This window comes from Vicinamibacterales bacterium, assembly GCA_035699745.1.
Lineage (GTDB): Bacteria > Acidobacteriota > Vicinamibacteria > Vicinamibacterales > 2-12-FULL-66-21 > JAICSD01.
Window position 1 is genome coordinate 21,053 of record DASSPH010000077.1, and the last position, 24,135, is coordinate 45,187.

General features: G+C 70.0%; 14 protein-coding genes. 12 read left to right on the forward strand and 2 right to left on the reverse strand.

All coding sequences use genetic code 11. The features are described 5' to 3' along the window. Positions 1 to 9 precede the first annotated feature (9 nt). Entirely contained in the window at positions 10 to 969 is a 960-nt protein-coding gene (locus VFK57_18980; GenBank protein HET7697805.1) for a hypothetical protein, read from the reverse strand. Between the two features lie 230 nt (positions 970 to 1,199). Between VFK57_18980 and VFK57_18985 the strand changes: the two genes are divergently transcribed. From VFK57_18985 to VFK57_19000, 4 genes are read left to right on the forward strand one after another with little or no spacing between them, the layout of a single operon-like run. Further along, complete coding sequence (locus tag VFK57_18985; GenBank protein HET7697806.1) at positions 1,200 to 1,565, forward strand: hypothetical protein; 366 nt, start codon at positions 1,200 to 1,202, stop codon at positions 1,563 to 1,565. Positions 1,566 to 1,576: 11 nt separating this feature from the next. Then, positions 1,577 to 1,840: a hypothetical protein gene (locus VFK57_18990; protein HET7697807.1), complete on the forward strand. Its 264-nt coding sequence runs from the start codon at positions 1,577 to 1,579 to the stop codon at positions 1,838 to 1,840. Positions 1,841 to 1,843: 3 nt separating this feature from the next. Then, positions 1,844 to 3,646, forward strand: coding sequence for an AarF/ABC1/UbiB kinase family protein (locus VFK57_18995; GenBank protein ID HET7697808.1), 1,803 nt, complete (start codon positions 1,844 to 1,846; stop codon positions 3,644 to 3,646). Between the two features lie 6 nt (positions 3,647 to 3,652). Then, positions 3,653 to 4,654 carry a hypothetical protein gene (locus tag VFK57_19000; protein HET7697809.1) on the forward strand — a complete coding sequence of 334 codons (1,002 nt, stop codon included), beginning with the start codon at positions 3,653 to 3,655 and terminating at the stop codon, positions 4,652 to 4,654. Between the two features lie 13 nt (positions 4,655 to 4,667). Here the strand turns inward: VFK57_19000 and VFK57_19005 are convergent, their stop codons facing one another. Next, on the reverse strand, positions 4,668 to 5,498 hold the full coding sequence (locus tag VFK57_19005) for a polyprenyl synthetase family protein (GenBank protein ID HET7697810.1): 831 nt from the start codon (positions 5,496 to 5,498) through the stop codon (positions 4,668 to 4,670). 83 nt (positions 5,499 to 5,581) lie between these two features. On the opposite strand from VFK57_19005, the gene VFK57_19010 reads away from it, so the two are divergent. From VFK57_19010 to VFK57_19045, 8 genes are all read left to right on the forward strand, one after another. After that, on the forward strand, positions 5,582 to 6,223 hold the full coding sequence (locus VFK57_19010; protein HET7697811.1) for an NAD(P)H-binding protein: 642 nt from the start codon (positions 5,582 to 5,584) through the stop codon (positions 6,221 to 6,223). Between the two features lie 230 nt (positions 6,224 to 6,453). Beyond that, the gene (locus VFK57_19015) at positions 6,454 to 8,235 is read left to right on the forward strand and encodes a phospholipase D-like domain-containing protein (GenBank protein ID HET7697812.1); all 1,782 of its coding nucleotides are present in this window, start codon (positions 6,454 to 6,456) and stop codon (positions 8,233 to 8,235) included. 7 nt (positions 8,236 to 8,242) lie between these two features. Beyond that, on the forward strand, positions 8,243 to 11,674 hold the full coding sequence (locus VFK57_19020; protein ID HET7697813.1) for a DUF6603 domain-containing protein: 3,432 nt from the start codon (positions 8,243 to 8,245) through the stop codon (positions 11,672 to 11,674). After that, complete coding sequence (locus VFK57_19025; GenBank protein HET7697814.1) at positions 11,671 to 14,292, forward strand: hypothetical protein; 2,622 nt, start codon at positions 11,671 to 11,673, stop codon at positions 14,290 to 14,292. The genes VFK57_19020 and VFK57_19025 overlap by 4 nt, the downstream gene beginning before the upstream one ends. Next, the gene (locus VFK57_19030) at positions 14,289 to 19,616 is read left to right on the forward strand and encodes a VCBS repeat-containing protein (protein HET7697815.1); all 5,328 of its coding nucleotides are present in this window, start codon (positions 14,289 to 14,291) and stop codon (positions 19,614 to 19,616) included. The genes VFK57_19025 and VFK57_19030 overlap by 4 nt, the downstream gene beginning before the upstream one ends. A 7-nt stretch (positions 19,617 to 19,623) precedes the next feature. Beyond that, positions 19,624 to 21,279, forward strand: coding sequence for a hypothetical protein (locus VFK57_19035; protein HET7697816.1), 1,656 nt, complete (start codon positions 19,624 to 19,626; stop codon positions 21,277 to 21,279). 121 nt (positions 21,280 to 21,400) lie between these two features. Beyond that, the gene (locus VFK57_19040; protein ID HET7697817.1) at positions 21,401 to 22,390 is read left to right on the forward strand and encodes a M64 family metallopeptidase; all 990 of its coding nucleotides are present in this window, start codon (positions 21,401 to 21,403) and stop codon (positions 22,388 to 22,390) included. 5 nt (positions 22,391 to 22,395) lie between these two features. Then, on the forward strand, positions 22,396 to 24,117 hold the full coding sequence (locus VFK57_19045) for a hypothetical protein (GenBank protein ID HET7697818.1): 1,722 nt from the start codon (positions 22,396 to 22,398) through the stop codon (positions 24,115 to 24,117). The last annotated feature ends 18 nt before the right edge of the window (positions 24,118 to 24,135 follow it).

A 24,135-nucleotide genomic window follows, 5' to 3' on the forward strand; every position in this document is an offset into this window, starting at 1 on the left:
GCCTCTCCATTACCCCGCGACGCGTTCGCAGCGCTCGCGGATGATCCGCAGGATGTAGTTCTGCAGGTGGGCCATGACGCGGTCGGTCCAGAAGCTCGCGTACCAGTTGAACCGCGTGCTCAACCGCTGCGTGCTGTCGAGCCGCAGCCGCCAGCGCCCGTCGCTCGAGGGCTCGATCCGGTATCGCCCTTCGGTGACCGTGAAGATCACGCCGTCGATGGCGTCGATGACCGCCGGGACCGGACGCGTGCGATCCACCGCAATCGTGAAGCGCAGCTCCTGTTCCGGACGCCACCCGATCACCGTCTCGACGAAGCTGAGCCCGCCGGCGAACGTCGCGTCGCGAATGGCGCCGACGCCGTCGTGCGACAGCATCGCCTGGCGCGGCCGCGGCAGGCCGAGCGCGTGAAACGCACTGAAGCGCTGCTCGAACGGCTGAATCTCGGAGACGCGGGTGATGTTGCGCCAGATCACCGCCTTGTCCGCCTGGATCGAGACCTCGGTCTGCACGTGGCGAATCGCGGTGGCGGTCGGCACCAGCGTCTCGGCCGCGCCGACCGCGAACGGCGCGAGCGCCAGCGCCACGGCCGCGGTCGCCGCGACTCGCCGGCCGGCGCGCCTCAGCGCGAACGCGGCGGCGCCGCCGAACGCCGCGCAGGTGACCAGCGCCGGCAGCGCCATCACGACATAGAGCAGAGGCTCCATGCCGAGCGCCGCCAGCAGACCGGCGACGCCGACGCAGGTGCAGACGCTCACCACGGCGGATCGCCACAGCGCGGATCCGCGCGGCGGCGGCAGCGCGGCGAGCGCGCCGATGCTGAACGGTGTGACCAGCAGCAGCGCGGCCGACATGGTTCCGGGTCCGCTGGAGAAGGAGTGAAACACGGCGTGAGTGAGAAGACCGTAGGCGGCGCCCGCGACAACGCCGCGCCCGCGTCCGCGCGCCGGCGCCTCAATCCGCGGCGGCACGAACGCGTCACTCAACGTTTCTGCGACGTGCTGAACCGGCATCTGCTGGTGAACTCCTTGACGCAGTCTGAGGCGCACATTCGTAGCAGACCTGATACGTCTGGTCAACACAAACGATCCGCATCAGCGAACCGAACACGACACGCGACGTACACACTCGCGCGAATGAGGTATGATGGCGCCCCTGCGGCCACCCGGATTCGCGGCACGACCGCGCGCGGAAGGGGCATATGGCAAGAGTCCGTGTGATCTACGCCGACCCGTCATCGGTCACCAGGGTCGTGCGCGTCGTTCCGCCGGCACGTCCCGGCGCGCCTACGGTCGTACGCGTGTCCACCAAACGCCGCCGTCGCCGCGGCCGGCGCGACGACGACCTGGACTATGGCTGGTGTCCGTTCGACACGGTGAGCCGCCAGTTCGCCGACGCCGTGCGCGAGTCAACGGATGTGTACCTCCGTCGCCACGATCGATCGAGCGACGAACTGCGCGAGGGCTGGTTCGTCGACATTCCAAGCAATCTCTACGTCGCGGCACGCGAAGGCTTCAGGCGTTTCTGGGCTCCGCGGTCCGTCAGGCGCTACCGGAGCAGGAGGTAGAGGTGGACGATATGAGCACGGAATACCCATCGGGCGCGCGGACAACTGAGACTCACGGTGCCGCTCCTATCGTCGTCGACCTCGGCAAGCGCGGCCGCCGCGCCATCAAGCGGCTTCGCGAGGGCGAAGGCAAACTGTACGCGGAAGTGAACGACGTGCTCGACGGATTGCGCCGCGAGGGCGCCGTCAAGGCGGACGCGCAGCTCGTGGTCGTCGTCGTTCGTCAGCGGCGCAGCCGGAGCGAGTTCCAGTTCGACTGGCCGAGCCGTTGCTGACGGGTGCAGCCGAAGAACTCGATCCCGACGCCCCTCTTCGACGGTGAGGAGCGGGCGCCCGTCCGGATCGTAGCGGCGCGGCGCCCCCGGCCGCTTCGCGGCGGCCAGATCGCGTTCTCCGCCGTGCGCGTCGCGTTCGTCTGGCTGCTGGCGCTGCTGCGCCGGCGCGCGAGCGGCCGCGATCACACCTCGGACGTCGCCGTGGCCGTGCGGGTGACGCTCGAACGGCTGGGCGGACTCTGGATCAAGGCCGGCCAGCTGCTGGCGATGCGCCGCGACCTGTTCCCCGAGGCGTTCTGCACCGAACTCTCCTTCCTGCAGGACAGCGCCTTCGGGTTTCCCGCGTCGCACGTCCGCGCGATCATCGAGGCCGAATCCGGCGCGCCGCTCGAGCATCTCTACTCGCGCTTCGATCCCGTCCCCATCGCCGCGGCGTCCATCGGCCAGGTGCACCGGGCGCGGCTTCGCCGCAACGGCGTCGACGTCGCCGTCAAGGTCCAGCGCCCGTACGTCGAACTGGTGATGCACCGGGACCTGCGCTTCATCCGGCGCTGTGCGCGGCTGCTGGAGCGGTGCTCGATCCTGCCGCACGCCCGCTGGCTCGAGATGGTGTGGGAACTCGACAACATCATGCGGAACGAGACCGACTACCGCGTCGAGGCCTCGTTCATCAGGCGCATGCGTGTCGTCCTCAAGGGGCACGACGTCTACGCGCCGAAGGTGTTCCGCCGGGAGAGCTCGCGCCGCGTGCTGGTGATGGAGTTCATTCGCGGCGTCTTCATGACCGAGTTCATCCGCGCCGCCGAGACGGATCCGCCGCGGCTGCGCGCCTGGATGGCCGAGAACCGGATCAAGGCCGGGCTGGTGGGACGCCGGCTGTACGAGACGCACACGCGGCAGGTCTTCGAAGACAACCTCTTCCACTGCGATCTGCATCCCGGGAACATCGTCCTGTTGCGCGACAGCCGGCTGGCGCTCATCGACTTCGGATCCATCGGCTCGATCGATCGCAGCAAGCTGAAGAAGTACTACGTGATCTTTCAGGCGATGGGCCAGGGGGACTACACCAAGGCGGCGGAAGTCTTCCTGCTGCTCGGTCCGCCGCTGCGCCCGGTGCGCGTCCAGGACGTCAAGGCCGACATCGTTCGAACCCTGCGCCAGTGGGAGGTCCGCGTCGCGGTCGAACGCCTCAGCTACCACGAACGGTCGCTCACCTATGCGATGCAGGGCATCGCGAATGTCTACCGGCAGCACCGGATCGGGCTCGGCTGGGAGTTCATGCAGGTGAACCGCGCCGAGGTGACGATGGACGCGTCACTGGCGTACCTGCTGCCGCGGATCAACTACCACGAGATGATCCGGCGTTACGAGCGCGCGGCCCGCCGTCGTGAACTGCACCGCGCGGCCAGCGGGCCCGCCATGCTCGATCGCGTGGTCGGCCTGGTCAGCATCCTCGACGTCGCCGCGAACCTCGCCGAGAACACGTTCTATGAAAGCGAGCGGCTGCGGAATCAGCTGACGACGTTCGATTCGAACGTGACTGTCGCCGGGCTCGTGCTGTCCACCGGCGTCGTCCTGCTGTCGCGGCTGTCGCTGGCCGCGGCGGTCGTCGTGCTGTTGTCGTTCGTGCAGGATGTCTATCCGAACCGCGCGACCGGGGTGGTCGACGCGATCATGGCCGCGACCTTCGGACGGATGCAGGGGACCTGGCGGCTGCTGCTGCTGGTCGGCCTCGTGATGGCGTTCGTCGCGTTCCGGCGGCTGTCGCAGAAGATCACCGCGCTCTCGACCTACCCGGCGCGCTGAGACACCATGACCGATCGGGCAGGGCGTTGGTTCGCGGCGCTGCGGGCGGAAGGGGAGTCGGTCGACATCCGCTACGGATTCATTCCCGACGGATCGGCGACGCCGTCATGGACGTTCCTGCCCCACGACCGCTTCGACGGCATGGGCGGTTTGCTGCACCTGTTGCGCGACGCCGGGGTGGACGTGACGCCGCCAGTCACGCGCCGGCGCCCACCCGCGCCCGTCCTGCGATCGTTCCGCGCATTCCTCGGACAGCGGCGGCGGCGCCCGGCGCGGTGGGACATGTTCGATGACGACTGGCGCCCGCGCCAGCCGTCGCGTTCACGCCCGGTGGCCGTGGCGTGGACCATACTTTCCGAGTCCGCGACGTCGGAGGTCCTGCGCCGGGCCGACACGTGCGGCGTGAGTCTGAACAGCTGGCTGCTGTGGTGTCTGCACCACGCGATCCGCGACGAGCTCGACTCCGATCGCGGATCCGCATGGATGGTCCCGGTGAACATGCGCGGTGCGGTCCGCCTGCGCCGAGACACGGCGAATCATCTCGGGTTTCTCATCGTGCCGGTGCGCGACGACGATCGCCCGCGTGACGTGCACCAGCGGGTGCGCCACGATCTGCGGCGGGGGATAGACGTCGGATCGTGGTACGCCCTCGCGGCGGGGCGCAGCGCCGGCACGCGTCTGCTGCAGGATGCGCTTGCGGCCGGAGCGCGGCGATGGCGCGCACTCGGTACCGTTTCGAATCTCGGCGCCTGGCACCTTCCTCAGACCGTTCCGTCAGGCGCCTGGCTGTTCTGCCCGCCGGCGACCCGCTTTCAGCCGCTCGCCCTGGGCGCGGTCATCACCGGCGGCCGCCTCGCCTTGACGATGCAGTCGCATCCGGCGTTGAACGACGAAGCGGCGATCGTCGAGCGGTGGCTGCGTGCGCTCGAAACGTCGATCGCGATCGCGCCGCGGCCAGTGCCCGTTGTCCGCCGCCGGCCGCGTGTGATCGTCGTGCGCCGGCCCTAGCCGCGTCCGCGGGTCACACGCGAGACGTGCCGAGCCGCGGCATCGCCGGAGCGTGCCGGGGCGGCGGCGGATCGAGGGCGTCGAGTAGGGCGACGAGGACGTCGCGTTCTTCGGACGCGTCTACGGAGTCGATGGCGCGCCGCGCCTCGGCGGCGTGCTGCCGCGCCCGCGCCGGTGCATCGGCGATGGCGCGGTGATCGAGGAGATGAAACGCCATGCCGAAGCCGAACCCGTAGCGTGCGAACGCCCGCTCGGCCGCGGCGCCGGCATTCCCGAGCCGCGCCCCGATCTCCGCTGACACCGCGAACAGCGGCGCGGTCTGGCGGGTAATCAGTTCGAGGTATTCCGAGTCGTCGGCGGCGCTGCCCGGGGTCGTCGCCAACTGGTACAACCCGCCTTCGAACGTGCCGATCGTGGCTTCGCAGATCAGCAGGACGATGTCCCGCCGATCCGGTGCCAGCGCGAGCCGCATCGCGGTGACGTACAAGAAGTCACCGAGCAGCACGGCGAGGTCGCGCTGCGCCACGGTGTCGGCGTGCACCGGGGCGTCCGCCGAGGTGAACGCACGGTGCAGGAGCGTGGCGCGATGGATCAGCTCGACGGCGGCGGCGTACTGGATCGCGAGGTCCCCGTGATATCCGCAGGAACGCGCCGAGAGCAGCAGCAGCGCCGAGCGGAGTCCGCGGCTGGGACTGCGATCGAGGTGGCGGACGAACGGCGAGGGCACCGGACCGTGCGCGTGAAGGTACGCCGTGCATCGCGCGTCGACCGCCTGCAGGTCGGCGCGGACCGGGGAGGGAATCGCGGCCAACGCCCGGGCGATCTCCGCAGCGGGTTGACGCACACGGAATCAGACCATGCCGCCGAGACGGACGTCAAGGTGCGCCCGCGGCGGTTTGTGTCAGAATGCGCGGCGAAGGACGGGCGATGAAACTGATCCTGTTCGGCGCGTCGGGACGGACCGGATCGCACATCGCGCGGCTCGCCGCATCCCGGGGGCATGCGGTGACGGCGATCGTCCGTCCCGAAACGTCCTACACCCCGCCGGCAGGGGTGCAGGTCGTGAAGGGGGACGTCCTCGATCCCGAGTTCGTGGCCCGAGCGGTCCCCGGACACGACGTGGTCGTGAGCGCGCTGGGCATCCGCTACACCCATCCCTGGGCCAGGCGCCATTCTCCCGACGACTTCATCTCGCGCGCGACGGCAAACATGGTGCGGGCGATGACGCGCGGCGGCGTCCGGCGCATCGCCGTGATCAGCGCGGCAGGAGTCGCCGACTCGCGACCGGCGCTCAACGTCATGATGCGCATTCTGCTGGCGACGAGCAACGTCGGCGTCGCGTATGCCGACCTCGAGCGTGTGGAGGACATCCTCCGGCCCAGCGGTCTGGACTGGATGGCGGTGCGTCCCACGACGCTGACCAATCGCACGCCCGGCGCACCCGCACGCATCACCGACCGCTTCACGGCGACGGCGAGCATCCCGCGGGAAGCCGTCGCCGCTTACATCGTCAGCGAGCTCGAGAAGCCCGAGTTCTCCCGGCGCACGCCGCTCATTACCGGCGGCTGATGAACCCGCGTCCGCGCGCGTCTGCGGATCACGTGTCGCACGACGTTTCGTGAGCGGCCGGCGTCGAGCGCGGCGACGGGTATGCGTTACCCCACGCGCGAACTCCGCGATGTCATTGACGCGCGTCAACGCGGCGGATATGGTCAGCGGGACTCGCTCAACAGACGCCGCCACCGATGCCCCTCAGCAATCCTCGCTGGCTGATTGACGGTCAGTCAGTCACGAACTTCGTGTTCGGTCGCACCGCCGAGATGGTGGTGGACGTCTCGGATGTCCCGGGCGGCGTCGTCGTGTTCAAGCTGTTCAAGACCGCGCTGTCGCCGCCGCTGGCGACGCGGATCGCGGTGATCGGCGCCGTGGGATCCACGCCGATTTCCGCTCGCGCCAGCGTCACCTTGAACTACCAGTGGAAGGTGCTGGAAATCTTCACCGGTTACTACAGCCACTTCAACGCCTGCTGCGACGCCGGCAGAACGCTCGCGTATCAGACCAACGCCTCGTTTCTCGCAACGCCGATTACCGACGATCTGTTGTTTCCGCCGCTGTACTTCACCGCCGCGCTGGTCGGCCAGCCCGGATCGACGGTGACAGCGCCGACGATCCGCCGGACGATGCCGGCGTTCGTGCCCGGCAACCGGGTGGAGTTGCTGGTGGACGGCGACAAGATCCTGGCGAGCCTGCTGCCCGCGCTCGCCGCCGCGCAGCACCACGTGCACCTCAATTGGTTCTTCTTTGCCACCGTGTCCGACGTGTCGACCGCGCTGCAAGCGTGCGCCGCCCGTGGGGTCGAGGTCCGCCTGCTCTTCGACCAGGTGGCGACCGCCATGCCCGAGCCGTTGGGGCAGGGGATCGCGCCAGGTGAGTTCCTGGACGGGATGAATGCCCTGACGGCCGCCGGAGTCAAAATCGCCACGTCCGGCCTGCTGGTTCCGCCGCTCGACAATCTGACCACCGTGACCGATCCCGAGTACCGCGAGCGGCTCGAGGTGCAGAAAGTCGCGGCCCGGGCGATTGCCACCCGCTATGGCGGTCTCTACGCCATGACCGCGCTCCGCATCCGCACCGAAGCGGAGATCCTTGGCGGGATTCCTCGGGCGCTGCAGGAGGTGTTCAAGTCCGCTCGCGACTTCGGGTCTGCCGGATTGGCCTCACCGTTCCTGCTCGGAGGGTGTCGAGACCATACCAAGCTGATCATCATCGACGGCACGATTGCCTATTGCGGCGGCGCCAACGGCCAGCGGTATTACCTGTACCAGGATCCCATCGATCCCGCGCGCGACATCGATGAGGAGATAGCCGATCCCGCCACCACTGAAAAGTGGGACAAGTGGCACGACGCGTTCGTCCGGATCGAGGGGCCCGTGGTGCGCGACGCGCAGCGGTGCTTCGCCGAAAGGTGGGCGGTGTGCGCGGGCGAGTATCTCTCGCGCACGTCGCTCGACTACTTTCCCGCGCCGCAGAACCGGGGGAACGTCTCGGTCAAGGTCGTCGCCAACATTCCCGGCCTCGAGCGTGACATCGCCGCGGAGTACCTGCGACTGTTCCGCAACGCCACCCAGCAGATCCGCATCGAGAACCCGTACGTCACCGACGATCTGATCGCGATCTTCATCGCCCACGCCGCACAGATACGTCAGGTGCCGGTGGAGTTGATCGTCCCCGACAAGCACCTCGATCTCGCGCCGGCCCGCGAACTGATGAAGGCGCGCTGGGATTCGCTGCGCGCCGCCGGCGTGCAGATCTACGCCTACAACAACCACATGCTCCACGTGAAGGTCGCCACGGCGGACAACCTCACGTCGATCGTCGGCAGCTACAACTTCGCCAAGAGCTCTGCCGATCAGCTGTTCGAATTCGGCGTGGTCATCCAGAACGCCGCCTTCGCGGCGGAGGTGCAACAGCAACTCTTCGACGTCGACCGGCCCGTATCCCAGCAGGTCACCACCGACGTGTCGCCTGACTGGACGACGTTCAAGGCCTCGCAGATGCGGTTCGTCGATCGGATCGTGTGAGCGTTCCATGAGCGACATCGAGGACTTCATCATCAGCGTCGCCTCGCAGCTGCTCGACGCGCTCGAGCCGCTGCCGCGTCTCGCCCGATCGGAGTCCGAGTTCGCCGCCGTGCTCACCCAGCTCGGATGGCCGGTCGACCCTGCCGACGATCTGTCCGGCGTGCGGGCTCCCTTCGACATCGGCAACGTGCTCACCGATGCCCGGTATGCGATCGCCGGGGGGGATCTCACCGATCCCGTCGTGGTGCTCGCGGCGGCGTCGTCCGTATCCGATATCGTCGCCTTCGTGCGGGCGCTCACCACCGGGCCGGCAGACAGGGCCACGCTGCCAGCGCCGTTCGACACCGCCGCCTTCTGGAGCGTGTTCCCGAACGAGCTGTTCCAGATGCTGTTGATCCGGACGGTCGAACGATCGCAGCCGGCGATCACGGCGCTGCTCGGCGTGGTCGGCGGCATCGACGAGTACGACGTCCCGGCGGCGGCGCCACGGCTCGCCTATCGCGCCCGCGTGCTGGATTTCGGCAAGCTCGCGGCGTTCCTGGCGGACCCGGTCACGCACCTGAAGACCGAGTTCGGATGGGGCGACAATCGAGTGCTCGATCAGGATCGGGTGCTGACGCGCCTGCGCGGCGTCGCCCAGATTCTGGGGCCGGCGTATATCACCGAGCCGAGCGACGGCGCGATCACGCCGTACTGGGCGCCGACCGCGCCGGGTCTGCCATCGCTGCGTCAGCTGACGGCGACGCTGTTCGAGACCTACGACCCCACCACCGACACGTTCGGCGCGCTGGGCGTCTCGGTCCTGCCGATTCCGGCCAAGAACACCCCAACCGGAGACGCGATTGGCGTGGCCTTGCAGATCGATGCCGCGGTCGGCGGGGCGATCGGCGTCACCATCGATCTCGGTCCACTCGCGCTGGCGATCGAAGGGGCCCTTCAGGCGCAAGGCGGCCTCGTCGTCGATCTGCGGCCCGATTCGATCGACGGCCGGCTCACCGGCGTGTCGGTCACCTTCGATGCCGCCGTGGCGCTGCAGCGCAACACGCCGCTGCTGCTGCTCGGATCGCCCACCGGCATGCGGCTGGAGGTGGACCGGTTCGAGTTCCGCCTTGCGGTATCGGGCGAGCCCAGCGATCTCGAGTTCATCGTCAGCCTGATGGTGCAGAAGCTGGCGTTCGTCATCCAGGCCTCGTCCGCGGACTCGTTCCTGGGAAAGTTCCTCGGCACCAATCCCCAGTCGGTGACGCTCGATCTCGAGATCGTGGCGTCGACGAAGAAGGGCGTACGGCTGGCCGCGGGGGGCGGCTTCCGGTTCGTCATCTCGGCGCACCTCGATCTGATCCTGCTGCGGATCGAGACGATCACCATCGAGCTGCTGGCGCGAACCGGCAGCGGCATCGTCCTGAATCTCTCGGTCGACGTCGTGCTGACGCTCGGCCCGGTGACGGCGACGGTCAGCAAGGTCGGCGCGCGTCTGCTGGCGACGCCGCGCGGCGCCAGCGATCCGCCGGGCAACCTCGGGGCGCTCGATCTGGGCTTCGGCTTCAAACCGCCGGACGGCGCCGGCCTGCTGGTCGAAGCCTCGATCGTCAAGGGCGGGGGCTACGCGCTGTTCGACTTCGACGCCGGCCAGTACGCCGGCATCCTTCAGCTGAGCATCAAGGAAATCATCACCATCACCGCGATCGGGCTGATCGCGACCAGGATGCCCGACGGGTCGAAGGGCTTCAGCCTGTTGGTGATCCTCACCGCCGAATTCCCGCCCATTCAGCTCAGCATGGGCTTCACGTTGAGCGGGCTCGGCGGCATCTTCGGCTTCAACCGGACGATGGCGGTCGAGCCGCTCAGGGCGGGCGCACGTACCGGTGCCCTCGACTCGATTCTGTTCCCGCCGGATCCGCTGAAGAACATTCCCAAGGTCCTCAGCGACCTGCAGTCGATCTTCCCGGTCTCGCCGGGCCGCTTCGTCATCGGTCTGATGGTGCGCATCGGATGGGGGTCGAACCTCATCACCGTCGATCTCGGCGTCATCATCGTCGTGCCGGAACCGGTCGTCCTGGCGATTCTCGGCCGCGTCACGCTCCTCCTCCCGCAGTCGGACGACGCGGTGGTGGAGCTCCGCCTCGACATCGTCGGCATCCTGGACTTCGGACGCGGCGAGATCTCGATCGACGCGTCGCTGCGGGATTCGCGCATCGCGGTGTTCACGTTGACCGGGGACATCGCCGTCCGCATCGGCTGGGGGGCGACGAAGATCTTCGCGGTCTCCGCCGGCGGGTTCAATCCGCGCTTCAGCGCGCCGGGCGGCTTCCCCGCGCTGCGGCGGCTCGCGCTGTCGCTGGCGACGAGCGACAACCCGAGGCTTCGGCTCGAGACCTACTTCGCCCTCACCTCGAACAGCGTGCAGATCGGCGCCAAGGTCGACATCTACGCAGAGCTCGACACCGGCTTTCTCGGCGTGTTCAGCGCGTGCGCGTATCTGGGGTTCGACGCGCTCGTCATCTTCGATCCGTTCGGATTCGTCGTCGACATCTACGGCGGGGTCGACATCCGCCGCAACGGCAAGAGCATCCTCTCGGCCTCGGTGCTCCTCTCGCTGTCGGGCCCGACACCCTGGCGCGCCTCGGGCTACGCCGAGGTCATCTTCCTCGGCACGCACCGCATTCCGATCGACGTGACGATGGGCGAGGAGCCGCCGCCGCTGCCGCCGCCCGCGGTCGATCCGACGGCCGATCTCGCCGCGGCCCTCGCCGACAAGCGCAACTGGATGGCGCAACTCCCCGACGTGGCGAATGGCGTGGTGACGCTGCGCGAGTTCGAGAGCCCCAATGTGCTGGCGCATCCGCTCGGCACCATCGGCGTTCGTCAGCGCGTCGTTCCGCTCGAGATCGCGATCGACATCTACAACGGGGCACCGGTCGTAGACACGGCGCGGCGCTTCGCCCTGACGTTCGCGATCGGCGGCGCCTCGGTGGACGCGACGCGAACGGCGATTCGCGAAGACCTGGCGCCGGGACTCTTCTTCGCCATGTCGGACGACGAGAAGCTGTCGCGTCCGGCGTTCGAACCGCTGATCTGCGGCTATACCAGCATTGCGGCGCCGCCGCTGCAATCGGGTCCGGCGGTCGCCGGCGCCGACGAGTACGAGACCCGGATCGTCGACCAGCCCGAAGAAGTCCCCGGCCCGCTTTACGTCATGCACGGCGCCGTGGTCGGCGCGGTGGCGGGCATCGGCGCCGCCGCGCAGGCGCCATCGAAGCTGCGCTACGACGGTCCGGTGCTCGGCATCGCCGTGGCGCCGCAGTCGTACTCACTCGCCGCGCCGGCCGATCTCGCGGCCGCCGGCGCGGCACACGTCAGCTTCGTGGAAGCGGATGCGGCGCGCCGCCAGGGTGGGACGGCGGCCCAGGTCGTCGGCTCGCACGAGGTGGCGGCATGACGGCGCGTCAGTACATTCCGTGGGTGCGCCGCGGCCTGGCGGGGGCCGGCACGATCGATCCGTTGACCGGTCCGGTCGGCGCGCGCGCCGAGGTGACGGTGACGACCGCGGTGAACACCGGCCCGCCGGCGCCGACGGCGATCCAGGTCTACGGTCCGGGCGACGTGCTGGGGTTCGACACGCGGCACGTGATCAGACGGGAACCCGCGCCAGACACTCCCGACGCGGAGCCGAACTATTTTCCGGCGATCGAGTTCGATCGGCCCGAGCTGCCGTGGTTGTTCACGCCGGCCGCGCCGAACGTGGATCGGCTGCGGCCGTGGATCGTCCTGATCGCCGTCCGGCAGGATCGCGCGACGATCGACGCGACGGCAGGCCGGCTGCCGGTCCTCCGGGTCGACGACGCGCAACAGGAACTGCCGAATCTCGACCAATCGTGGGCCTGGGCGCACGCCCAGGTGGGCGCGGCCGCGGATCTCCTCGCGGATCCGCCGGTGCGCGCGCTCGCGCGTCTGGTCTGTCCACGATTGCTGGTCCCGCGGACGCGCTATGTCGCCGCCGTGGTGCCGGCATTCGAGCTCGGCCGTCGGGCGGGGCTCGGTCTGGCGATAGACCCCAACGCAGCGACGACCGCGGCGTCGTGGACGAACGCCACGACCGAGATCGATCTGCCGATGTACGTGTGGTGGGAGTTCGTCACCGGCCAGGAAGGGGACTTCGAGGCGCTGGTCTCGCGATTGCGCCGCAACGGCGCGGGCGGCACGGCCGCAACGCCGATCATCGTGGCGTCGCTGCCCGCGGGGATCCCCGATCTCGGCGAGTGGATGATGCCGGGGGCGATCGGCGCCTGTCCCGATCCGCGGCCGCCGGCGCGATTCACCGATCCGCTGCAGCGCGCGATCGACGGAAGGCCTGCCGCCGATCTGGTGCTCCCGCCGCCGCTCTACGGCCGGTGGCACGCGGCGGTGGAAAGCTCGAGCACCGCCAGCCGCTCGCGAAGCTGGGTCAACCAGCTCAATCTGGATCCGCGGTATCGCGCCGCGGCGGCGCTCGGTACGCGCATCGTGCAGTCGCGGCAGGAAGAGCTGATGGCCGCGGCGTGGCGCCAGGCGGGGGAGATCGAGGCGGCGAATGCGCTGCTGCGACAGGGCCAGCTCGCGCGCGGGGCGAGCCTCGTGCTGCACGGGCAGATCGGCAGACTGTCTGACGCCGGTGTGCTGCACATCAGCACCGCCATTCATACACGCGTGCTGGCGGGCGCCACAACCGTCGCGGCGGTCGTCGACGCGAGCCGCGTCCCGCGCGCCATGACCAGCGGGGCATTCCGCCGCGCCACCCGGCCGCGCGGCCGGCTGGCGCGGCGATCGCGTACGAGCGGCATCGCGCTGCTGCGCGCGGTGAACGACGGGCGCCTCTCGCTGACCGCGCCCGCGCCGCGCCCCCACGGATCCACCACCGTCGACGAAGCGGCCGCGCCGAGCGCCATCCGGTTCTGCGAGATCACGAGCGCCCGCGTCGCGCAGGCGCTGGCCGCGCGGCACGGCCAGGCGTCGCCCGAACAATGGCGCGCGTTCATCGCCGCCGCGGCCGCACATCAACAGGGACTGCCCGGGTGCGAGCCGGTGCCGCGGCAACCCAGGCCGGCGCTGGATCTGCCGGCCCTGCGCACGGCGATCCTCGCCGCGACCGATCCGGCGCGCACCATTCCGGCGCGCGTGCGCGCGCGCCTGACGCTCCCTCCGGGCTGGAATCCCGAGGACCCCCTGGCGCCGGTGTGGGCCGCGCCGCGGTTCGACACGCCGGTGTATCGCGATCTGCTGGATCTCACGCAGGAGCACATGCTCCCGGGCATCCAGAATCTGCCGGCGAATTCGGTCACCGCGCTGCCGACGAATCCACGGTTCGTGGAAGCGCTGATGGTCGGCGTCAATCACGAGATGGCGCGCGAGCTGCTGTGGCGCGGTTTTCCGACCGATCAACGCGGCACCTGTTTTCGCCGCTTCTGGGATCGCGCCGCGTCCCTGGCCGGTCCCGCTGACGACATTCCGCCGATCGACACCTGGACCGGCGATCTCGGCACGCACCTGACGAGCGGCGAGCAGGTCGTCCTCGTGGTCCGCGGCGAGGTCCTGCAGCGCTATCCGCGCACATTGATCTATGCCGCACGCGCGACGTGGAGCAGCGGGCGGCGTGTGCCCGCGACGGCGGCCCCCGGCGCGGAACCCGGGACGCCGGCGTTCCCGGAGGAGTACCCCGTTTTCGGCGGCACGATCCCTCCGGACATCACCTTCTTCGGTTTCGATCTCGATCCCGCGGAGGCTCACGGCAATCCCGATCCGGCGGTCGACGAACCGGGCTGGTTCTTCGTGTTTCAGCAGCCCCCGGCCGAGCCGCGCCTCGGACTGGATGCCGATGCGACCGACCCCGCGGAGCCGTCGTGGCCGGCGGTGGCCAGGACGACGTCGGACCACATCGATCTTGCCGGGGGCTTGACCGGGGCCACGGTTGCGGGATGGGGCGTCAGCAGTACGAGCGCGACGCTCGCCGCCCTCACCGAGCAGCGGCCGTTCCGGATCTGCATCCATGCCTCCGATCTGCTGCCGGCGGTCAGGCCATGACGTACGACGAACTCGCCGCGCTGCGCGACGCCGCCCCGCAGGGCGCCGATGCCGAGGCGCGCTACCGCGCCGCGCTCGCCGCGACGATCGGCGATCTCGATCCGGCTGTCCCGCTGCTGCTGCTGCCGATCCGTCTCGAAACCCGGTTCCGCCCCTCGCCGCCCGGCCGACCGGTGGAACTCCTGATTCGCGTCTATCCCGACGACGTGCAGATGGACGGGCACGAGGCAGGCCTGACCGCGGACGAGGTGAAGGCGGGCGAACATTTCTGGCGAACGACCTGGACCGCGACCACGGAGGCGGAGCGCGTCGCCGCGTGGCGGCAACTCGCCGATCGGCTCGGAGACACGCGCGCGGCGTTCGTGATGAAGGTGCTCACACCGTCGAACGATCCGCAAGCCGGGCAGCCGCCGTCGTTTCCTGTGGTCGCGCCGCGGCCGTCGCGCTGGTCGCGCGCGGTGCGCGCGCAAGGACTGCCCGATCGCTGGATCGCCACGGCCTATCGGGATGGGCGGAAGATCGGTACGGCCGAAGGGGGTTTGATCGCCAGGCCGCTCGCGGCCGGACCCTCGCCCGTTGCCGCCGCCGGCACCACCGATCCCGGGATGCTGTGGATGGTGGATTTCGCCGCGGCGCAGACCGCCGGCATGGGCCTCGTCATGTCGCTCGATCCCGCGCTCGTGGATCGAATCGACCTGCTCCTCGTCGCCGGCGTGCGCGGGTCCGAGACCGCCCTCAGCAGCGCCGCCACATGGACCGACCTGCTCGACGCGCACCGGTACACGTGGGGCCTCGATCTGATCGCGGTCGGCACGCCGACGAACAACACCACCGGCGAGCGTTCCGGACAGCCGGCACGCACGAGCGTTCCGCAGGCGGTGGCGCCGGCCTCCGAATCCGACGCGGCGATGATCGCGGCGGCGTTCGGGATCACCGGCACGACACGCGGCCCGTTCGGCACCATCGCGCACGCCGATCTGCGCGATCAAGCCGACGCCGCCGACATGGCGTCGGCGCTCTGGCCCGCGACGTGGGGGTACTTTCTCGCGCAGATGCTCCGGCCGGAGTTCACGGCGATCGATCTCGACCTCTGGCGGCGGTGGTTCGTCGAGACGGTGCGCGCGCGCGGTCCCCTGCCGGCGTTGCGTGTCGGCGATCAGCCGTACGGCGTGCTGCCGGTCACGTCGCTGGAGCGCTGGCAGCCGCATCCGGATCAGCCCGAGCTGCTCGTGCTTCAGGCGGTCGGCGGGGGCCGGCGGTCGCGCACAGTGCTCAAGGTTCTCTGGGATCTCCAGACTGACGGCGCTTACAGCGACGCGCCGCCGCCGCTGGCGCTGACACTGCCGGCGCTGACACTGCCGGCGCGCGCCGTGGCGACGGCGCTGACGCAGATGGACCTCGACGGGGATGGCCAACCGGAGCTGATCGTCGGATGGATCGAGCCGGGAACGAGCCGCGCGGGCTACTCGGTGCTGCGCTTGGAGGGCGCCGGTACGGCGGTGTCCCGCGCCCGCCATACCGAGCTCACGCTCGATGAAGCGCCCGACCGACTGGCGCTGGCGGCCGCGACATTGCCGGATCTCGGGCGTGCGCTCGTGCTCGTCACCCAGCAGGCCGGCGGCCGCGGCCGCGGCCTGAGGCTGCGGATCGGCACCGGCCTGCGGGCGACGGGCGCGGCGCGCCAGTGGTCCGATCCCGTATCGCTCCGAGGGATCGATCGATCGGAACGGCTGCTCGGCATCGCCGTCGAGGATCTGGACGCTGACGGGCTTCCCGAGCTGGTGCTGCTGACGGATGCCTCGGCGACCGTCCAGTACCGCAGCGGCCGCGGCTCGTTGTCGGACGCAGACATCGAGCGGTGGTCTGCGCCGGTGGAGGTCACCTCGGGCGGCGTCGCCGCTGACGCGGGCGGGATCGCGTTCGCGGATGTCGACGGCGACGGCACCCGGGAAGTGGTCGTCCACTACGCGTGGGACGGCGGCGGGGTCGCCGCCGGGGCCTATCGCGTCGGGTCCGGGCTCGATCCGGCCGGCGCGCCGGCGCGATGGGGCTCTCCGTTCAACGCGGGTGCCGGCGGCGCCGGTCTGCCGCTCGGCGCCGGCATCGTGGTGTCCAGCGTGGGCCGCGGCAACCAGGTCGGGTGGACCACGACCGCGGGGCGGATCAACCTGCTGCGGCGCCTGGCTGAGGATTGGCGCAGGCTCGCCGACGCCGTTCCGCGAATCGGCAGCGGCGACGTCGATCGGACGCTGCTCGATCTGCTCGCGACCGACGGCACGTCCGCGTCAGTCGCGGTGCGCTCGCTGATCGGTCCGGCGCTCGCGGAGAGTCTGTGGTTCGCGCTGGGCGATCCACTGGCGGCGACGTATCGCGACGACCTGGACGCGCGACTGGCGCAGTGGCTGAATCGCTGGGCCGTCGCCGGCCGCGTGCGCCTGGGCGCCTGCGCGTATGCCGACCAGGCGCTCGACTTCGAGGCGCCGCTCGTCAGCGCCGGCGCGGAGGACGAGCCCGTCGAGTACCTGGCGAAACTCGCCGCGGCGACGCCGCAGGACCTGCACGACGGGTGGACGGCGGACGATACGCCGCTCCTGGCGCGGCTCGTTCGGCACAGCCTGTTGCAGGCGTATGCGGATGCGGCGTTCGCCCTCGTTCCGATCCCGGATCCGCCGCTGCCCGAACCGGAGCTCGTCGATCTCGCGGACATCATGGGTAACGATCCCGTGACCACGCGGACGCTGACCTCGTGGCGGCATCTCTCCGAGGCGATGTGGCAGGGACGCCCGGTCGCGCCGGAGCTGTATGCGATGGCGCGCACGGCCGCGCCGCGGTCCGAGGTGGCGCCGCTCGCGGCGACGATCGCCGCGGTTGAGCGGCTCGCGCGGCGTCCCGCCGCGACGCTTCAGCGGCTGATGATGGAGGCGCTCGATCTCTCGACCCATCGGCTCGACGCCTGGATCACCGCCGTCGCCACCGGGCGGTTGCACGAGCTGCGCGCCGATTCCCCGGAGGGCCTGCACCTCGGGGGATACGGACTCGTCACCGATTTGCGGCCGGCCACCGCGCCCCCGAGCACGGGCTACGTGCATGCGCCATCGTTGTCGCATGCGGCGACGGCCGCCGTACTGCGCAGCGGCTACCTGACACACGGTTCCTCGGCGCTGGCGGTCGATCTCTCGTCTACGCGCGCGCGGCTCGCGCTCGATCTCCTCGACGGCGTCCGCAGTGGACAGACTCTCGGGGCGCTGCTGGGATACCGGTTCGAACGCGCGCTCGCCGAACGGCGGCTGCTGCAGCATCTGCCCGCGCTGCGCCAGCTTGCGCCCGAGGCGGTCGGCCATCTCACGCCGGCCCCCGCGGGGACGGCGATCGAAACGCTCGCGGGGCTGGCAACCGTCGACGGGGTCGTCCTCCTCAGGAAATGGAAGGAGAACGCGATTCCGTGGGGCGGCACCGTACCCGGGCAACCGGACGCGCTGCCGGCGCGGGGAACGGCCGACTACACGGGCGTGCTCGCCGCGCTCGCGGTCGTGCAGGACGCGATCGACGCGGTCGGGGACGTCGGTCTCGCCGAGAGCGTCCATCAAGCGTTGCAGGGGAACTACATCCGCGCCGGCAGCGCACTCGACGGTCTCGCGCGCGGCGACGTGCCTCCGCCGGACCCCGCGGTGCTGCAGACGCCCCGCACCGGGATCGGCGTGACCTGGCGGCTGCTCGTCATGACGGGGGGACGGGACGAGGTCACGGCGTTGCGCGCGTGGACCGCGACCGCAGCCCAGCGCGCGCTGTGGATCCGCGCGCAGGCGGAGCCGCGGTTGAACGGCTGGGCGGCGCAGGCGCTCGGCGATCCCGCACGCGTGCAATGGCGCGTCGTCCTGGTCGATCCGGAGACGGGGGAGCCGACCGCCGACGGCACGCGCGACTACACGCTGGCCGACGCCGGTCTGTGTCCGCTGGACATTCTGTATGGACCGTCGCCCGATGTGGCCGCGCTCGCCGAAACGGATCTCGGACGCCGGCTGCTCTTGTACGCCGCGGCGGAGACGGCGGCGCTGCGCCCTGCCGTTCCGAGACTGCTGCCCGATCGCTCGCCGGACTGGACGACGGACGTGCTCTCCCTCGCCGAGATCCTCACGGTCGCCGAGATCGCGCGCGAACTCGTGGGGGGCACACGCGCCGCGGACGCGCGCGACCTGGCGCCTGCCGGCCTGCCCGGCCGTCCAGGCGTGCGCCAGGCCGAGATCGACGGCCGCGTGACGAGCGTCACGACGGCACTCACCGGCGCGGTGTCGGCCTTGAAGGCCGCGTTCGCCATCAACGCGGCAGACGTGGGCGCGCTGCGCGCCGTGCTGCGATATCCGGACCTTCCGGGGAATCTGTCCACGCTGCTGGATCTTCCCTCCCACCTGGATATCGGGGCGGCGTGCGACGAGCTCGGCGTTCCGGCGCTCGGGGCGCTCGATGACATCCGCGACGGGCTCGCGTTGATGGCCGCGGCCGGACTGCAGAACGCCGCGCCCCGTTCGATCGCCGTCGGCGACGAAGCGGCGCGGCGCGATCTCGCGGCGCAGGCGCGCGACGTCGTGAAGGAGGCGGCGGCGCGTCTCAGCACCGCCGCGGCGGCCGACACCGCCGCGGGAGGCATCGAGGCGCTGATCGGCCGCGGGTTCAGAGTGCTGCCGGTATTCGCGGTCGCGCAGCCCGCGGACCTCGACAATGCCCGCACCGTCCGACGGACGGCCGGCGATGCGACGCCGATCGAGGTGGAGGACTGGCTCGACGGCGTGGCGCGGGTGCGGGCCCCGTCCCGCCGTCTCCACGACGTCCGCGTCGTCGCCGGCGCCGTGGCCGGCGAACCGCCCGCGCCGCTCCAGGCGGTGCAGTTGCCCGCGCCCGGCCCGCCGCGCTGGGTCGGCGCGGCGATGCCCGCCGGGACCGCGTTCCCCGCAGGTGTCACCGGTCTCGTGCTCGCCGCTGCGGAGGACTGGGATCCGGCGGCTGATCAGGCCGGCCTGGTGGTCGACGAGTGGGTCGAGGTCGTGCCGAACGCGCAGGAAACGACCGGCGTGGTCTTCCATTACGACGCGCCGGGCTCGTGCGCACCGCAGGCGCTGCTGCTCGCCGTCAGCCCGAACCGCGCGCGGAAGTGGGACGCCGACCTGCTCGAACGGATCCTGCTCGAGACGTACGACCTGACGCGCATGCGATCCGTGCAGCCGCACGATCTGCGTGGGGTGGGACACGCGATCCCGGCGCTGTTCTTCGCGCGCAACACCGGCGGCGATCCCGCCGGCGACACCATCGCGACGCTGTTTCGGAAGTGAGGACGCCATGGGATCGATCACGAGCTGGAGCCGCCTGGAACCGCAGAGCACCGATCGCGCGCTCGGCAGTCTCGCGGCACGCATTGCGGATCCCTTGTGGCTCATGGCGCGCCAGTGGCAATTCGGCGAATGGCAGGGAGAGGATACCGGGTCGCCGGTCGACATCCGGGTGCGCCACGAGGTCAGCCCGTTCACGCGGTATGCCGGCGGCGCCCGTGGCACCCGCACCGGCGCGGCGCTCGCCGCCAGCCAGCCCCTCGACGCGATCGTCGAGCCGGAGCGCCAGCCGCCGACGCCGGATCTCCGCTTCGCCGCGATGGCTGGTCTCCGCTTCCTCGAGACGTTGGGTGCCACGCTGGCGGCGCGCTATGGTCCAGGCTATCGCGAGCGCTATGCGTTCGGCGATCTCACCGCGGCGCCGGGCGAAGCGGCCGACGGGCGCAGCAAGACGCTCGCGGCGCTGCTGGGCGGGCGTGGGCTCGACGGATTCGCATTGCAGGCCGAACTGTCTGCCGCCGTCGCGGCCGGGCGGTTGCCGCGACTGCCGCCGATCGACGCCGGTGATGAGAATGCCGTCACCGCGGCCGCGAAAGCGTGGCTGCGATGGTGGGATCGCCGGACCGGCGCCGCGGGGGCGGACGCGTGGATTCCCGATCGCCTCATGTACCAGTTCGCGGTCGCGGCGCCGGTGACCGGAGGCGAGGTCGTGCTGCACGCGCCGGCGCACCGCGGCGGGCGCCTCGACTGGACGGCGTTCGACGTGAGCGCCGGCGAATCGCTCGGCGCGGCGGCCGACGCCGGCCGTGTCGAGACGACGTTTGACGCCCTGCCCACCGGGCTCGGGTTTCCCGGCATGCCGGCTCCGCGTTGGTGGCAGATCGAGAATCGCCGCATCGACTTCGGGGCGCTCGACGCCGCTCCCGACGATCTCGGGCGGCTCCTGCTCGCCGAATTCGCGCTCGTGTACGGGAACGATTTCTTCGGCTTGCCGCTGCCGCTTCCGGTCGGCAGTGTCTGCCGCATTCTTCAGATCGAGGTCTCGACGACGTTCGGCGAGCGGGTGAACATTCCGAGCGTCGCCGCCGCCGACGTGAATGCGGTCCAGCGATGGCGCATGTTCCAGCTGTCGAGCGGAGTCGGCGATCGCGATTCACCGGGATGGCTGGTGCTTCCCGCCTTCGGGATGGACGTGCACGAAGGCGATCCGCTGGAGGCGGTGCTCTTCAGCCGGGACGAGATGTCCAACCTCGCCTGGGCGGTCGAGCAGCGCATCACCGGTCCCGCGGGCTCGGCCGTCGATCGCGCGGAGATCCACGATCGAGCGACGCCGGAGCCGGCGCCGCTCGGCCCCAACCCGCAGCGCGCCTACCGGCTGGCGACGCCGGTGCCACCACACTGGCTGCCGCTGGTGCCGCGGACCTCAGGGGCGGGCGGAACCCGCCTGGAGTTGCGCGGTCTGCACGCGCCGCTCGGACGGCTGCTCGGCGCGCCATTCGCGCTCGCGTCCGAGGAACTGCCGCGCGCCGGCCGCCTTGCCGAACGGCGCGATCGCCGCACCCGCTGGATCCACGGCGCCACGCACGTGTGGACGGCGCGAAAGATTCGCAGCGGACGCGGAGAGAGTTCGGCGGGACTCCGGTTCGACCATCTCGAGTCCGCCTGAGCCGTTCTCAACCCTCGCCCGGAAACGAGGGTAATGAATACCCCTCGGATCTGATTGACGTGGTCGTGGACCGATCGTATGGTCTCCGTTCACGTTCCACCGTTGTCGATTGGGTGGTGACATGCCTGCGATCAAGAAGATCTTCCCGGGCGGAACAGCGGTCTCGCCGCTGCACACGCTGAAGATCATTCTGCTCGCCGAAGGGTACCGCGCGGTGGATCGACCGCAATTCGCCGCCGCGTGCAGCGAGTTCGTCGACGTGCTGACGCACACGGCGCCGTTCAGTCTCACCGACCTGCACCCGACGACGATCAGCGTGCACGCCGGCTTCGTCGCCAGTGCCGCGGCGGGCGCGGCCGTCGACGCGCCGGCGATCGATCGCACCGCGTTCGACGCGCGCTACGAGACCGCTTCCCACCGACTCACCATCAGCCAGGCGAAGGTCAATGCTTTCGTCGAGGACCCGGCCACCACGCTCACGTTCGGCAACGAAGCCTTGCCGCTGATCGACATCCTTCGCACGGGAGACGTGTCGATGGGCGCAACCGGCACGATTGTCGCGGTGCTGCTGCCGCCGATCGCCGGCGAGGCCGCGACCGCGGAAGCCGAGAGTGCGCTGGGCGAAGAGGACTACTACTTCGTCGCCTGCACGACCAACAATCTGTGGCCACAGGTGGTGCTGCGCGGCGTCGGCCGCGTGATGGGACTCGGCGACGAATGGGAACTGGATGGCGACGGCTTCCTCGAGCCCGCGGACCGGCGGGCGGCCGCGTACGTCAACCTCGTGTATGCGGCTGAACCCCCGACCACGCACGACGACTTCCACCTGAAGTGGCATCGCTACCTGTCGGTGGCCGAACGGATTGCGCCGCCGGCCGTTCATCCGAAGGCGGATCCTGCCGTCGCCGACCACGGCGTCGATCCGATTCCGCTGACGCCGAGCACCATCGGGTACTGGGAGGGCGGCGGGGGGTACCGGACGAAGATCTATCGTTCCGCACACGACTGCCTGATGCGGCGCCGCGTCGGCGACAGCCGCCTGCCGCTGTCGGCGGCACCGGTGCCGTTCTGCAAGGTCTGCCGACTTCATCTCGCCAACCTTCTGTTCTGATCCGCATGGCGCGACTCAACACCCGCCGGACGCTTGCCACCCAGACGTTGATCTACGACGAGATTCGCTGGACCACCACGACTCGGACCTCGCCGCTGCTGCCCAGCAGCGGCGGGCCCGCGACCGAGGTGCGCGGCCGGCCTGCCGGCGCGCGCGCGGGGATCACGAAGAACCTGCCGTTGGGCCTGGATGTCGACATTCCGGAAATCAGCCCGGAAAATGCCACGCCGCCCTACTGGGAGTTCGACTACGAGCTCGATGCCAACTCGGGACTGCGCTTCTCGAATGTGGTGGTCCGCGACGCGAGGTCCGCCGGCAGCAGCGACAACGTGTTCGAGTCGATCGAGTTCGACGACTTCGGTATCGAGTTCACCGACGGGACGACCGCGGCGTTCGACATGGCGGCCGCTTTGGTGGCGTCCAGTGCGGAGCTGCTCGTCTCGGAACAAGGACGGCGTACGTATGTCACGCCCAACGACCGGCTGTTCCAGCGGGGGCTGAAGCTCACGCTGCGGCAGGATGTGCTCGCCTCGACCGGGCTCTCGATGTTCGTCACGCTGGAGATCTCGGTGGTGTTTCGCGGCGCCGCCAACGACTTCGATCCGGGCGGCGTCCCCGTCGCGCTGGATCTCTGGCCGCAGATTGGCTGGACGTGGGAGCACGAGCACCTGGGCCGGAAAGTCGTCAAGCGGATGCGCGGCAGCGTGAAACTGCTCGCCAACAACATGATGTATCACGCGCACGACGACGACGGCCCGATGCCGGCGCACGAGAACGTCGCCAGCTATTTCACCGACAGCAACGAGTCGATGAACGACGGCCGCGACGATGACGACCGGCTGCGCACCTGGATCAGCAGCTGGGCCGGAAAACCGTTCGGCTGGCTGATGGTGTTCGACTACCTGCTCGCCAACATGACCACCGAGAAAGAGATCGTCGGCGTCTACGGCCCGCTGGACGGCAACAAGTACGACCAGACCACGCCCCGGCGCGCCCGCTTCCGGTATCCGGTCGGCACGCCGTACCGGATCACCGTCGCCAAGAAGGATCGCCAGGGGGACTACGACAACATCCACACCCACGCCAAGATGCCCAACGACAGCTGCGGCAACGTGCCGATCCACGCGCCGTTCTGCGGGCACTCCTGCATCCACCTGCACTGGCGCTGGGCCGGACTCGCGGCGGAGCAGGCGGAAGGGGATCGCGGCTGGCAGTTCAAGGGATGGGACAAGGGCGTTCGCCGGACGTCGCGCAACACGTCGGTGGGGTCTCCGTGGGCGTACGCGCTGAACGGGTCGCCGCTGCTTCCGCCCAATCAGCGGCTGACGTTCGCGCTGTGCCGTCCCAACGCGGTCCGCCACAACGCCGACCACATCATCGACCCAGCGTCGCCCGCGGCCCTCGACGTGCTGCGAAAGCTGTACTGGTACTGCACCGACATCAACGAGCCGAAGCCGCTGGAGAAACAGGTGATCTTCGAGCACGGGATCGGATGGGCCTACCGCTACGCGCTGCCGATCGAGTCCTCGACGGTCGACGGGCTCGCCACGGTCATCAACGACGAGCTGCCGATCTTCGCGACGCCCACGCAGGCCGATATGATGGAATTCTTCGACACCGTCTACGAACTGTTCCGCTACCGCGACGCGACGCACATCGGATCGTGCGTCGACGGCGTTCCCCAGGGCACCTTCGTGTCGGGCACGGTGGCGCTCCAGGACCTGTGATGGCGCGCTCCAACACCG